The sequence below is a fragment of the Flagellimonas sediminis genome, from assembly GCF_010500845.1.
In the GTDB taxonomy this organism is placed as follows: Bacteria; Bacteroidota; Bacteroidia; order Flavobacteriales; family Flavobacteriaceae; genus Flagellimonas; species Flagellimonas sediminis.
Map to the genome: position 1 here is coordinate 456,917 of NZ_JAAAMI010000003.1, position 13,441 is coordinate 470,357.

Consider the following 13,441-nt stretch of genomic DNA (forward strand, 5'->3'; position numbering starts at 1 on the left):
CCTACTTCATGGGTATTTTTCGTATGAGTTCCTCGTTTTGGCTATGCTCCGCACTGTAGGACATGACTAGAGTGCCTTTGGTGCCGTCTTTGGCCATAATAGCGAACAATGTAACCTGATCTTCTGGGTCGGTCATGCCTTCAAAGCGATAAGTATCGATGATCATAAGTTCACCGGGCTGGTATTCCTTTTTGGAATACAGGGCCTTGATGTTGCTTTCTACGGCTTCGAAATCTTCGGCAAACCCTTCTTGGGTGAGGGTGTTTACTGCTTCGGATAGGGTGTCAAAATTATGTTTGTCCATGAAATTTTGTTTTCAAAAGATTGGAGAATTGTGAAACATGATCTTTCACCTTTTTCCAATCTGTATATTCGTAATCTTTGTTAATGTCGATTGGGCCAATGTCATTTTGCGCAATGGAACGCATCATTATCTTCTTAAGGTAATCATATTTTGTGAACTTTAATGCTCCTTCAATATGCCAAACGTTATCGGTGTGCCATCCAGTGTCCGTTAAAAACTGCTGTGTCAATTGATTGACTTCTTGATGTTTCTCCTGTAAATTGGATACAATGGCCATACTTACTGAAAAAAAGCCAGCGACCCTTCTATTAAGTTCTTCAATATTATCATTCACGTACCTTTTTATTAAAGGGTTGTAAGAATTGAAATGGATGGAACTTCCTATTAAAAGGGCATCAAAGGCGTTTGGTACCGGTGGGTGGTCGTTGGCATTGGCAAGGATGACCTCATGACTGTCTTTTTGAAGAAGATTTTCCATAAACCGCGCTATTTTACCGGTTTGCCCCTCCAATGAGCCATAAATGATTAAAATTTTCATGTCTTTAGAATGATTTTTAAGATCCTAAAGGCACGTAATATTTGTTGTGATTCATATGATTAATGTCAGCTTACCGTGGGCCATTGTTAAAATTTGCCACCTACAATGGGCAAGGTGAGTTCGGTACCATCCAGATCTACGGTAAGTTCGGTGCCCGGCTCTGGCCAAAGCGTAAATTCCTTGTCGCTGGAAAAAATCATCAATCCGATCTGTTGTCCTTTGGGAATGATCTGATCGTCCGGCATTAGGTTGAATTCCAATTCATAAAACTTGTGAGGAACCAAAGGTTCACTTTCGGTAAGTGATTTATAGTTCTGCGGGTCGGCCCAACCACGGGTAATGATATTGTCCGTAATCTGAGTATTGCGACCGTCGTTCCAAGGTAAGGAAACCAACCAAACCGAAAGATTGGCGGCGGGTTTGCTGCTGGCCATTTTGATTTTAATCTTGGCTACACCGGAAATATGGACATCCTCCGATAAAATGGGGGTCACATAAAGCAATCGATGGTTGGTAGACTCTGCCTGGGCCAAACTGGAACCACTGAAAGAATAGTTGTCCACCAAAGTTTCAGTGCCTTGCTTGGAAGGTTTTTGAGTACTTAATTTTCCTTTTTCCGGGGCTCCTTTGGTTAGGTAAAAAGTAACATCGGATGCATCAGGGTTGGGATAATCTTTATAGGGAGTAGGATGGTCCTTGGTATCGTTTTCACGAACGATCCACGCTTTTGGGTCGTTTTCCACCCCATTTTCCACCCCGAACAAGTAATGGGTGAACCAGCGGTTCATCATGGAAATGGGAGGTGGTCCCCCGTGACCATTTTGGTGATAGTATATCTGGACAGGCAGTCCCATTTCCCTTGCCTTGTTATAAATGCGATAGCTGTGTTCGGGCATCACGTTCCAATCGTTGAACCCGTGGGACATCAACAGAGCAGCTTTCATGGGTTTCATGTCGTTGAGGTAGTCCCTTCCGGCCCAAAAATCATTATAATCCCCAGTGATACGATCTTGCCCGTTTTTCATCTCCGTGTCGCGTACAGTTTGATTGCTCCAAGCCCTTTTGGATTCGTCCCCACTATGGATAAAATCGTAGAGCACATCAATATCCTCTCCCAGATAACCACCCGGAGAACGCACCAATCCGTTGGAGCGGTAATAATGGTAGTACGAAGTATTCGGTGCCACAGGAATGATCGCTTCCAAGCCTTTTACTCCGGTTGTGGCCGCGGCAAGCGGTAAAGTCCCATTATAACTGGTACCTGTCATACCTACTTTGCCCATGGACCAAAATGCCTTTACTTCCTCGGCACCGGTTCGCTCCTTATATCCCTTGGCACGACCACATAACCAATCGATGACCGCTTTAGGTGCCAAGGATTCATTATCCCCTCCTACGGTTGGCGAGCCATCGGACAATCCGGTGCCTGGCGAAGAGGAGTGAACCACAATATAACCCCGAGGAACCCAGGTCTGGACTTGGGAATTGGAAATGATTGGGCGCTCCCCAATACGGGTAACTTCAGGATGTTGTCTTGGCCTCCCCAATTCGCCAAGTTCGTGTTTTACATCCCAAAATATTTCGGGATCCAAACCTGCAGTACCGGCATAATAAGGGCTGGACTCGTATACAATGGGAAGTTTAAGTCCATCTGTCTGGGTTTGCACAGGTCGGGTCACATCCACATGCATGCGATCCAGTTTGCCGTCTCCATCGGAGTCGAATTCGGTCTCCACCCAAAGATCTTCCCTGATCCAATTGTCCGGATTGGCAAAGGCTTCAACAACTTGCGCCTCACCATCCTTAAAATAGGGTTCGGCTTTTTCGGCCATTTGTGCATAAACATTGACTACGGTGGCCAAAACGAAGGTGATCAAAATCGATATGTTCCTGAAATAATTTTGGGTCATATTCCTGCTGTTTTGCTCTTAACTTAGAGTACAGCGTTCAAAAGTGATCGCTGCTTGGATTTGTCAGCTCCTAAGTTACTAAATCTAGAAAGGGAAACTTGGTATTGGATTCCCCAAAACTTTGTTTTTATTTACCTTTAACAGCTAGTTTAACACATCGCACTTGATTTCAAAGACCACCATAGACCAAGTTTATGAAGCCGCCAGGGTAGAGGAGGTGATCGGGGATTTTGTGCAATTGAAGAAATCCGGATCGAACTTTAAGGGCCTCAGTCCGTTTACCGATGAACGCACCCCTAGTTTTATGGTGTCGCCCGTTAAACAGATTTGGAAGGATTTCAGTAGTGGTAAAGGTGGAAATGTGGTGGCTTTTTTAATGGAGCACGAACATTTTACCTATCCCGAAGCCATAAGATATCTAGCTAAAAAATACAATATTGAGATAGACGAGATTGAGCAGACCAGTGAGGAAAAAGAGCAAGCAAACGAGAAGGAAAGCATGTATCTGGTCTCCGAATATGCACAAAAATATTTTGAAAAGACCTTGTGGGATACAGAACCCGGCAAGGCAATTGGATTGACCTATTTCAAGGAGCGTGGTTTTACCGATGAGACCATTAAAAAGTTCGGATTGGGCTATAGTTTGGATGAATGGGAAGCCTTTACCCAAACCGCACTTAATGAAGGATATCAACTGGAATTTTTGGAGAAGACCGGTCTCACCATTGTCAAGGAACAAACCGCTGGGGACACTAAAAGGTTCGATAGGTTCAAAGGAAGGGTGATGTTCCCCATCCATTCCATGAGTGGAAGAGTGCTGGGCTTTGGCGGGCGTATATTGACCAACGATAAAAAAGCGGCCAAATATCTGAACTCTCCCGAAAATGATATTTACCATAAGAGTAAGGTGCTTTATGGAATTTATTACGCCAAGCAGGCCATCGCCAAGGAGGACAACTGTTTTTTGGTGGAAGGGTATACGGATGTGATCCAAATGGTACAACGCGGCGTGGAGAACGTGGTTGCTTCCAGTGGTACGGCGCTGACTCCCGAACAAATACGCTTGATCAATAGGCTCACTAAGAACATAACGGTACTTTTTGATGGGGATGCGGCAGGTTTGCGTGCTTCCCTTCGTGGTATTGATTTGATTTTGGAGCAGGGCATGAATGTGAAGGTGTGTACCTTTCCTGAAGGAGAGGATCCCGATAGTTTTTCCAAGAGCAACACCTATGAAGACCTGGTCCTTTATTTAGAAGAGAATGCCAAGGATTTTATCCAGTTCAAAACATCTTTATTGGTAAAGGAAGCAGCAAACGATCCTATTAAGCGCGCCGATACCATTCGGGATATTGTAAACAGTATCAGCAAAATACCGGACCGAATCCAAAAAGAGGTCTACATTCAGGAATGTGCCAAGATCATGCAGATTTCCGAAGAGGTACTGTACAATACCTTGGCGCAAATCAATAAGAAAGAGGTTAACGAGGCTTCCAAAAAAATAAGACAGGAGCAGAAGGTCTTTGAAGTGGTCAAGAATGACCCATTGGTGGAAAAGGTGGATGTGCAATATGAACTGGAGCGGAAAATCATTGAAATGTTGCTCTTGTACGGGAACCAAAAACAGAAGTTTGAAGATTTGGTTTTGAAGGAAAATGAAGAAGGGGAGTTGGTTTTGGAACCCGAGATTGTAGAGGCCAAGGTTTACGAGAAGGTGTATTTGGACCTTCAGGAAGATGAAATAGAGCTCAGCAATGAGCAGTTCAAATCCATTTATTACAAATTGATAGAGAGCCTTAACGAAAAGGAAGATTTTTCAGTAAACACCTTTTTATCCGGATTGAACCAAGAAATGGTTTCCGAAGTTTCATCCATTTTGATGGAAGAAGAACAGTATGTGTTGCACGACTGGGAGCGAAGGGAAATCTATCCAAAGGAGAAACAGTTGGGAGTGGCACAGTTGGTAGGGGAAACCATACTTACCCTGCGCTGTAACCTCATTAAGAACAGAATCCGAAAATTGCAAGAAAAGACCCAGGATCAACATGATGACAATTCTGAGATTTTGGAAGAAATCATGAATTACCTACAACTCAACAAATTGCTCAACGCCAAGTTGAACAGGGTCCTGTCATAAAAAAATCCCTTTCAAAAACTATTGAAAGGGACTTACTATAGTTGGTTTGGTTGGGTATACTTAATAAAGTTCCAAAGCTTTGGCCTGCTGCAACAGGTCAACCAAGTTGTCCACGTTCAACTTCTTCATTAAACGGGCCTTATAGGTGCTTACGGTTTTTTCGTTAAGGTTGAGCCCCTCGGCAACTTCTTTGTTTCGTTTACCGCTTGCCAAAAGTTTCAGTACCTCAACTTCTCGTGAAGAAAGTTTTCTGAAAAACCTTCGTGGTTTTTGGGTGCCTTCATCAAAGGCTAAGCGTTGTGCTAGTTCATTGGTAATGAACATGTTGCCTTCGCTCACTTTTCTTATTGCAGAAATAATGTAATCCAAATCAGCTGTCTTGGACAGATATCCATACGCTCCTGCACGAATGGTGCTCAAGGCGTATACATCTTCAGATTGACCGCTGTACATTAAGGTCCTGATGTCCGGATATTCCAATTTTATTTTTCGAAGGGTAGCAATTCCGTTGATTTCCGGAATGTCCATTTCCAAAATAATTACATCGGGGGAAACGTTTTTTAAAGCTTGAAAAAGCTCTGCGGTGGTAGATACATCTGCAATGATTTCAATATCAGGACTGGATTCAAGTACCTTTTTAATCCCCAACCTAACTACAGGATGGTTGTCTGCGATCAATACTTTTATCATTCGCTTAAATAATTTATTCTTGTTTGGTTAGTGTTGTGCAACTTACGCGACATAGCAGGCAAGATAACACTTTGCTGCCGTAAAACTGTAATTTTTTTCTTAAAACCATAGTTTTTCTATGGTTTTTTTCGTTTTAAACTGGGGTTTTATGGTTGAAAGGCTATTTTAGACTCTTCGGAATCTCACAAATAGGGATAGGAACCATCTTATGTTTGTTTGCAGTATTGTACCTTTTAAAGATGGCGAATACTTCCTGTTGCCTGCCAGAAAAGTCCTCAATAGTCTTTCCTCTGTTGTCCATTTCCATGGCCCATTCCAATTCTGGGTAAGTGGCCCCGATCTGGTCCTCGTCCGTTCTGCTGTCTCCCCAAAGGCCATCTGTGGGTGGAGCCTCCATAATATCCTGATTAATCCCAAGGACTCGCCCCAATTCATAGACTTCTGTCTTCACCAGGTCAGCAATTGGGCTTAAATCTACTCCGCCATCTCCATATTTAGTGTAAAACCCAATTCCGAAGTCTTCTACTTTATTACCTGTACCCGCTACCAAGTATCCTTTAAGGGCGGCAAAGTAATAAAGCGTGGTCATACGAAGTCTAGCTCGGGTATTGGCGAGGGACATATGACGTTCCTCCTCTGTGCTAGTTTTTGGGAATGCAGCTACCAAACTATCAAAAACAGGGGAGAGGTCAACAGGTTGTCTTGATACGTTGGGAAAATTGGCCATAAGCCAGTCAATATGTTTATCGGCCCTTGTAACTTGGTTTTTCCCTTGGTGTATGGGCATTTCCAAACATAAAAGGTCCATTCCTGTTTTGGCACAGAGTGTTGAGGTTACCGCAGAATCGATTCCGCCGGAAACCCCGATAACAAACCCATTGCATTTCGCTCGGGTTGCATAGTCTTTTAGCCAGTCCACAATGTGTTCTATTACCTTTTCTGTTTGCATATCTTCTAAATTAGATTCTATAAATTACCTTTGTGCCCTGTAAATTTAAATGCTGTGCCCTTAAAAATGAAGAGGTTGTTGAAATACTTTATCCCAGGATCGGCAAGTTGGTTGTTTTTGGCATTTATTTTAGTGTTATCCGGGTGTAAGGAGTCCGATAAGACTGAAGAAGCAGTAGCCAAGATTCCGATCGAGCTGAAAATTTCACGATTTGACCGTGAATTTGCAGAAGCCTCCCCTATGGACATTCCCCAATTGAAAAAGCTATATCCATATTTGTTCCCCAGTCAGTTTCCGGATAGTGTTTGGATAGCCAAATTGAGCGATACCCTTCAGGTCGAACTATCCGAAGAAGTGGATAAGACTTTTGGGGATTTTGAAAAGGAAACCGAAGCATTGGAATCGCTTTTTCAGCACATCAAATATTACTTTCCTGAATTTGAGACCCCAAAAGTAGTGACCTTGACCTCCGATGTGCGGTATGAAGATCGAATTATTTTGACAGATACCCTTCTGTTGATCGGTTTGGATAATTATTTAGGCAAGGACCATTATTTTTATGAGGGCATACAACGGTATATTGCGGCGGGGCTTGATAAGAAATTCTTGGTTTCGGATGTGGCCAGTGCCTTTTCAAAAAAGGTGATTTCGTATCCGCGGAATCGAACCTTTCTTTCTCGCATGGTATATTATGGAAAGGAACTTTATCTAAAAGATAAATTATTGCCGACCAATACCGATGCACAAAAAATTGGGTACTCCGAGGAACAGATGGATTGGACCACGGCCAACGAGGAACAGATCTGGAAATATTTTGTGGAGCAAGAAGTTCTGTACAGCACTGATTCCAAATTGGACCGGAAGTTTTTGGATCCGGCACCTTTTTCCAAATTCGGGTTGGAATTGGATAACCAATCTCCCGGAAGGTTGGGTAGGTATATAGGATGGCAAATAGTGAGGGCTTTTATGGAAAAAAATGATGTTAGCCTGAATCAACTTTTTGATATGCAGGCTGATGACATATTGAAACAATCTAATTACAAACCAAGAAAATAAAATGGCGGTAGTACATACTTCAGAGATAAAATTAACAGTGGGCCTTGATGAGAACCGTGTTCCGGAAGAATTGAAATGGTCGGCGCAAGATGGTGGCGTGCAGGAAGAAGATGCAAAGGCCATGATGTTGTCGGTTTGGGATAGTAAGAATAGGGAGTCCCTTAAGATTGACCTTTGGACCAAGGATATGCCCGTGGATGAGATGAAAATATTTTTCCATCAGACCTTGATGACCATGGCCGATACCTTTATGAAGGCCACCCAAGATGAAAAGATGACGGCCACCATGAAGGATTTCTGCGACTATTTTGCGGAAAAGATGGAGCTGGACAAATTGTAGTTCAATCCAAAGGTTCGTTCAGTTGATCGAACTTGGCCTTTTCCGCACCCCTTAAATCCAAAAGTCGTTCAATTTTATCCTTTGTGGGGCGCTGGAGCAATAGATAAAAGATTAAGAATGCACCTATAATTATATAGGTTAGGTTTTGGGTGTTGGAAAAAATAACAATTGCAAATAAGGAGGCACCTTCAAGCAAAGCAAATTTGATCATGGATGCTGTCTGGAACTTGGCCAGTTTATCCCTAAGACTGGAGCCCTTCGGCAAGTTGCCCAACATTTTTCTGAAGATAAAATCCCCTATAAAAATACTGCCAATGGCGACCACAGGTACTATGGCCATAAACATGTCGCCAGAATTGTCGAAGTTTAATCGCGCACCTTGACTTTGGGTGTAGAACAAAATGCCCAAAACTATGGGTGTTACCGCTATGCCGAGATGCAAAAAGGACATGATTTTCAAGAATCCGGCAGGAGTAAATCGATTATTGGTTGTGGGCATAATTTTGTCATTTATCGATAGGAAATTAATAAAATTTAGAAAAGGTGTGGTCCGATTTCTTAACCTTAGGTAGAAAGAAAGTGTCTTGTGCCATGATTGGTGATGTGGCAACGAATAGAAAGATCAAGAAAAAATCTAGTATTATTAGTCAATCAGATGTTTATAAAACACCCAATATTCCTACAAGCCGGAAGCAAAAAAGCCCAATATTGGGCTTTTTTTGAGTGGTAATTAATTTTAATTATCGACCTATTTGAGATAGGCTCATTGGGACTTCCATTAAAAGGACCCTGCTGTCTCTTAATGATTTAAATTGAAATGAGTCGACTTCCCAAAGACCAAATCCATCCCTTTTTTCCAGTTTTTGACCATTAATTTCCACCTCGCCATCCAAAATGAAGGCATAAACACCATTTCCTTCTTTATGTATTTGATAGGATGCTTCGGCGCTCGATTCAAATTTACCCAGGTGGAACCAAGCATCCTGATGGATCCAAACTCCTTCGTCTTCAGGATTGGGTGAAAGTACTTGGTAAAAGGCATTTTTCCTTTCAATGTCCCTGATGGATATTTGATCATATCGGGGTTCTACATTCCTTTTGTTCGGGAATACCCAAATTTGCAAAAACTTGACAGGCTTGTCGGGATTTTTGTTGTATTCACTATGGAAAATACCGGTGCCGGCACTCATTACCTGAACTTCCCCTTCCTTAATGGTGGCTACGTTGCCCATGCTGTCCTTATGTTCCAAATCTCCTTCCAATGGAATGGAGATAATTTCCATATTATCATGTGGATGGGTTCCAAAACCTTTGGCGGCGGAGACTTGATCGTCGTTTAAAACACGCAATACCCCAAAATGCATCCGTTCCGGATTTTGGTATCCTGCAAAACTGAAGGTATGGTGGGAGTCCAACCAACCATGGTTGGCATGTCCTCTGGTATTGGCTTTATGTAAAACGGTTTTCATGATTCTTGTTTTTTATTCCATACAAAGATCAGCCTATGCTGATGATTTCACCATATGAAAACACGGGAAGCGCTTATGAAAATACGATATCAGGCAGATTGTTTAAATGCGCTCGGGGAAATGCCTGTGCACGACTTAAAAAAGGCACTGAAATTGGCGGGTTCGGAAAAACCGAGTTCAAAGGCAATTTCTTTTTGGGATAGGTGCGAAAAATAGAGCAATCGTTTGGCAGCTGTGGTGATCCGACTTTGGATGTGTTCTTTTGCTGTTTTTCCGGTCAAGGATTTCACCACGCGGTTTAAATGGTCAGGGGTAATGTGAAGTGCCTCAGCATAGGCTGATGCATGATGCCAGGTTTTGTAATGTTGGTTCACCAAATGTTTAAAGTTACGCACCAAACTGGCCCCAACCTCCATGGTTTGAGTATCCAGTTGGTTCAAGGAACATAAGTTATGGCAGGTAATCAAAAGTAATTTCAGCAAAGCACCAATCGCTTCATATTTATAAACGGAATCCCCAGCATTTAAGCGCAGCATTTCTTCGGAATAGGAGGTTAGGAGTTCCATTTCCTTTGAACCGACATGTAACGGAGGGGTGTTGGAAAAATCGTTGAACAGGTTTATGTCTTCAATAAAGTCCACCAAAATATGGTTCAGGGCCAGAAATTGGGAGGAAAAGACAATGGAATAGCCAATGGTGGGTTTAAATTCCGTGAGTTGATGAACTTGACCTGGACTTATAAAATACACTTGATTGTTGCTTAGGGTATGAGTGGTAAAATCCACAACATGACTGCCTTCGGCGTCTTTTACCACTAAAATGGTGTAATAATCATGGCGATGTGGAACATCGGGCTGCCCCTTTCTTTTTTGGTAGATATCCTCCATCTTGGAAATCCCAAAACTGAGGGAGCCATCCGCCTTGTTAACATCGTGGTAGGTTTTGACAGGGTCCATGAATCTTGAAGTTGAATGGAAAAGTACTGAATTTAAACCTATCCATAAAATGATGGGAACCGGGGAACAAACAGGTTATCGGTTTTTAAAAAAATCCTGGTTGATGCCATCTATAAATTCTAGCAACGCCTCCCCGCCCATATGGTTTGCGGACGAAGTGGTAAAATGTGGAGGTGCTTCTTCCCAAACGCCTTCTACCATTTTTTGTAGATAGGCGTTCACCTGTCTGTCTAGGGCTCCCGGTTTCAGTTTATCGGCCTTGGTAAAGATAATGGCAAAGGGAATTTGGTTGGTGCCCAGCCATTCCATGAATTCCAGGTCAATGGGTTGTGGGTCGTGGCGAATGTCCACTAGAACAAAGCCACAGACCAATTGCTTGCGTTTTTGAAAATACTCCGTGATATATTTCTGGAAGGTATTCTTGTCTTTTTTGGAAACTCTGGCATATCCATAACCCGGTAAATCCACCAAAAACCAATTGTTATTGATCTTGAAGTGGTTGATGAGCTGCGTTTTTCCAGGTCTTCCCGAGGTTTTGGCCAAGCCTTTTCGGTCCACCAACATATTGATCAAGGACGATTTGCCCACATTGGAACGGCCAATAAAGGCATATTCGGGCAGGGGTTCATTGGGGCATTTGGCAACATTGGAGTTGCTCATGACAAATTCCGCCGATGTGATTTTCATGGCTAGAAGTTACGCTTTTTCAACCAAGCATCAAGGATACGGTTAAAATCCTCAGGGTGCTCCATCATTGGGGCATGACCACATTTCTCGATCCAATACAGGTCGGAATCCGGTAAAAGCTCATGAAATTCCTTGGCTACATTGGGTGGGGTAACCGTATCATTCTCTCCCCAAATAATGCAGGTGGGCGTTTTCATGTGTGGAAGGTCCTTGGACATGTTATGGCGAATAGCGCTTTTGGCAATGGCAAGGGTCTTTACCAATTTCATTCGATCGTTTACCGTAGCAAACACCTCATCCACAATTTCCTTGGTGGCTACTTCCGGGTCATAAAAAACATCTTGCGCCTTCTTTTTGATGAACTCGTAGTCACCACGTTTGGGATAACCATCGCCCATGGCACTCTCGTAAAGTCCAGAGCTGCCTGTAATTACAAGGGCCTTCACCATTTTAGGGAACATTTTGGTGTGGAGAAGTCCAATATGGCCGCCTAGGGAATTGCCTAAAAGAATCACATCCTTCAATCCTTTATACTCGATAAAGTCTTCCAAAAACTTGGCAAAATTCTTTACGGTGGTCTTCAGGATGGGCATGTCGTAAATGGGAAGTTCCGGAATCAATACTTTGTATCCCTTGGTCGGAAAATACTCCGATACCCCTTGGAAGTTGCTCAATCCGCCCATGAGTCCGTGCAATATGATCATGGGGGTCCCTTCTCCCTTTTCTATGTATCGGAATTTGCCTTCCTCAATTAAATGCTCTTCCATCTATAGTTAGTTGGTAGTAAGAGGCGCAAATATAGGTAATTCAAATCATAAAGATTTCAGGTTTTTGGCCCAATAACCCCAAGATTTTCATGAACGACAAAATTCCATGGGGTATCTCCACACATTCTCGAATCACAATTACTATTCTCGAAAGATGATTTTACGTCTAAAAGTGGGGAATTTATTAACAAAAGTGGTGTTATGTGGAGAAATGTGGAAATAAAATCTATATATTTGAGTTGTATTAAGTAACCAATTGATTTCTAGTGACCCATATCATAGGACAACATGACTGTAAAGCTGATTCAAAAGGAAGAGTGCTCCTGCCCATTTCCTTGAAGAATCAACTGTTGCCCGTGATTAAGGAAGGGTTTGTGATCAAGAGGTCCGTTTTTCAACAATGTCTTGAGCTTTATCCCAAGCAGGAATTTGACGCGCTCATGCAAAAGGTCATGAAGAAAAGTAAGATCAACCGCAAGTATGATGCGTTTGTTCGAAACTTTGTGGCGGGCATGAAAGAGGTGGCCATTGATGGGGATACAGGTAGGCTACAGATACCCAAAAACTTGGTGGATTTTGCGAAAATCGATAAAGATGTGGTCCTGAATGCAGTGTTCGATAAAATAGAGATCTGGAACAAGGACATGTACGAACAAGTCTTGGCGGAAGGCGAGAAGGATTATGCCGATCTGGCGGAAGAGATATTTGATGACGATGAATAGTGCGTACCACAACCCGGTTTTGTTACAGGAGTCGGTGGACGGATTGAACATAAAACAAGATGGGGTGTATGTAGATGTCACCTTTGGTGGCGGAGGACATTCCCGTGAAATTTTGAAGCGATTGGGTGAAAGTGGCAAGTTGTTCGCGTTCGATCAAGATGAAGATGCGTTACAGAATGCGATCAATGATGATCGATTTCGGTTGATCAACCAGAACTTTCGCTATCTCAAGCAATATTTAAAGTTCTATGGCATTCGGAAAGTTGATGGAATCCTAGCCGATTTTGGGGTATCCTCGCATCAGTTCGATGAGGCGGAACGTGGTTTTTCCACTCGGTTCAATGCTGATTTGGATATGCGTATGGACAGGACCAATACGCTGTCTGCCTTCGAGGTGGTCAATGCATACTCCCAAGAGGATCTTGCCGCGGTCTTGTTTCAATATGGCGAATTGAGAAATGCCAATGCCATGGCCAAAGCAATAGCTGGTGCAAGAGAGCAAAACCCTATCAAAACAACCGACGATCTGAAATCGGTACTTGGCAAGTTTCTGCCCAAGATGAAGGAGAACAAAATCTTGGCGCAGATATATCAGGCCATCAGGATCGAGGTGAACCAGGAAATGGAAGCACTCAAGGAATTCTTGATGCAGGTTCCAGAATTGCTGGACCAAGGAGGTAGATTGAGTATGATCAGTTACCATTCCTTGGAGGATCGGTTGGTAAAACGATTCATCCGGGATGGTAGGTTTGAAGGCGAACCAGAGAAGGATTTTTATGGGAACATTAGTGTTCCCCTAAAAAAAGTAGGGGGGCTCATCACGCCATCGGCAGAAGAAATTGCGCAGAACAATAGGGCACGTAGTGCAAAACTCCGCATCGCGGAGCGCTTATAGTAAGATTTCCACATTCGTGGA

General features: G+C 42.9%; 15 protein-coding genes. 5 read left to right on the forward strand and 10 right to left on the reverse strand.

What is annotated here, in order from left to right; all coding sequences use genetic code 11:
- Position 1 precedes the first annotated feature (1 nt).
- From GTK07_RS08970 to GTK07_RS08980, 3 genes are all read right to left on the reverse strand, one after another.
- Positions 2-304, reverse strand: a complete 303-nt coding sequence (locus tag GTK07_RS08970) for a phosphoribosylpyrophosphate synthetase (RefSeq protein WP_163634942.1) — start codon at positions 302-304, stop codon at positions 2-4.
- On the reverse strand, positions 291-842 hold the full coding sequence (locus tag GTK07_RS08975; RefSeq protein WP_163634943.1) for a flavodoxin domain-containing protein: 552 nt from the start codon (positions 840-842) through the stop codon (positions 291-293). The genes GTK07_RS08970 and GTK07_RS08975 overlap by 14 nt, the downstream gene beginning before the upstream one ends.
- 86 nt (positions 843-928) lie before the next feature.
- Positions 929-2,752: a Xaa-Pro dipeptidyl-peptidase gene (locus tag GTK07_RS08980; RefSeq protein WP_163634944.1), complete on the reverse strand. Its 1,824-nt coding sequence runs from the start codon at positions 2,750-2,752 to the stop codon at positions 929-931.
- A 163-nt stretch (positions 2,753-2,915) separates the two neighbouring features.
- On the opposite strand from GTK07_RS08980, the gene dnaG reads away from it, so the two are divergent.
- Complete coding sequence (dnaG, locus tag GTK07_RS08985; RefSeq protein ID WP_163634945.1) at positions 2,916-4,889, forward strand: DNA primase; 1,974 nt, start codon at positions 2,916-2,918, stop codon at positions 4,887-4,889.
- A 60-nt stretch (positions 4,890-4,949) separates the two neighbouring features.
- Here the strand turns inward: dnaG and GTK07_RS08990 are convergent, their stop codons facing one another.
- Positions 4,950-5,579: a response regulator gene (locus GTK07_RS08990; protein ID WP_163634946.1), complete on the reverse strand. Its 630-nt coding sequence runs from the start codon at positions 5,577-5,579 to the stop codon at positions 4,950-4,952.
- A gap of 160 nt (positions 5,580-5,739) precedes the next feature.
- Positions 5,740-6,528 carry an NAD(+) synthase gene (gene nadE, locus GTK07_RS08995; protein WP_163634947.1) on the reverse strand — a complete coding sequence of 263 codons (789 nt, stop codon included), beginning with the start codon at positions 6,526-6,528 and terminating at the stop codon, positions 5,740-5,742.
- A 66-nt stretch (positions 6,529-6,594) separates the two neighbouring features.
- Here nadE and gldB point away from each other — a divergent pair, with 66 nt between their 5' ends.
- Together gldB and gldC are read left to right on the forward strand one after the other, a co-directional pair.
- Complete coding sequence (gene gldB / locus GTK07_RS09000; protein ID WP_163634948.1) at positions 6,595-7,584, forward strand: gliding motility lipoprotein GldB; 990 nt, start codon at positions 6,595-6,597, stop codon at positions 7,582-7,584.
- 1 nt (position 7,585) lies between these two features.
- Complete coding sequence (gene gldC, locus GTK07_RS09005) at positions 7,586-7,924, forward strand: gliding motility protein GldC (protein WP_163634949.1); 339 nt, start codon at positions 7,586-7,588, stop codon at positions 7,922-7,924.
- Position 7,925: 1 nt separating this feature from the next.
- On the opposite strand, the gene GTK07_RS09010 is transcribed toward gldC, so the two are convergent.
- The 5 genes from GTK07_RS09010 to GTK07_RS09030 all read right to left on the reverse strand — a co-directional run bounded on the left by GTK07_RS09010 (position 7,926) and on the right by GTK07_RS09030 (position 11,803).
- Entirely contained in the window at positions 7,926-8,423 is a 498-nt protein-coding gene (locus GTK07_RS09010) for a hypothetical protein (protein WP_163634950.1), read from the reverse strand.
- 241 nt (positions 8,424-8,664) lie between these two features.
- Positions 8,665-9,393, reverse strand: coding sequence for a pirin family protein (locus GTK07_RS09015; RefSeq protein ID WP_163634951.1), 729 nt, complete (start codon positions 9,391-9,393; stop codon positions 8,665-8,667).
- An 89-nt stretch (positions 9,394-9,482) separates the two neighbouring features.
- Complete coding sequence (locus tag GTK07_RS09020) at positions 9,483-10,349, reverse strand: AraC family transcriptional regulator (protein WP_163634952.1); 867 nt, start codon at positions 10,347-10,349, stop codon at positions 9,483-9,485.
- A 75-nt stretch (positions 10,350-10,424) separates the two neighbouring features.
- Positions 10,425-11,036, reverse strand: a complete 612-nt coding sequence (gene yihA / locus GTK07_RS09025; protein WP_163634953.1) for a ribosome biogenesis GTP-binding protein YihA/YsxC — start codon at positions 11,034-11,036, stop codon at positions 10,425-10,427.
- A gap of 2 nt (positions 11,037-11,038) precedes the next feature.
- On the reverse strand, positions 11,039-11,803 hold the full coding sequence (locus GTK07_RS09030; protein WP_163634954.1) for an alpha/beta fold hydrolase: 765 nt from the start codon (positions 11,801-11,803) through the stop codon (positions 11,039-11,041).
- Positions 11,804-12,069: 266 nt separating this feature from the next.
- On the opposite strand from GTK07_RS09030, the gene mraZ reads away from it, so the two are divergent.
- Together mraZ and rsmH are read left to right on the forward strand one after the other, a co-directional pair.
- Positions 12,070-12,525 carry a division/cell wall cluster transcriptional repressor MraZ gene (mraZ, locus tag GTK07_RS09035; protein WP_163634955.1) on the forward strand — a complete coding sequence of 152 codons (456 nt, stop codon included), beginning with the start codon at positions 12,070-12,072 and terminating at the stop codon, positions 12,523-12,525.
- The gene (rsmH, locus tag GTK07_RS09040) at positions 12,518-13,420 is read left to right on the forward strand and encodes a 16S rRNA (cytosine(1402)-N(4))-methyltransferase RsmH (protein ID WP_163634956.1); all 903 of its coding nucleotides are present in this window, start codon (positions 12,518-12,520) and stop codon (positions 13,418-13,420) included. The genes mraZ and rsmH overlap by 8 nt, the downstream gene beginning before the upstream one ends.
- Positions 13,421-13,441 lie beyond the last annotated feature (21 nt).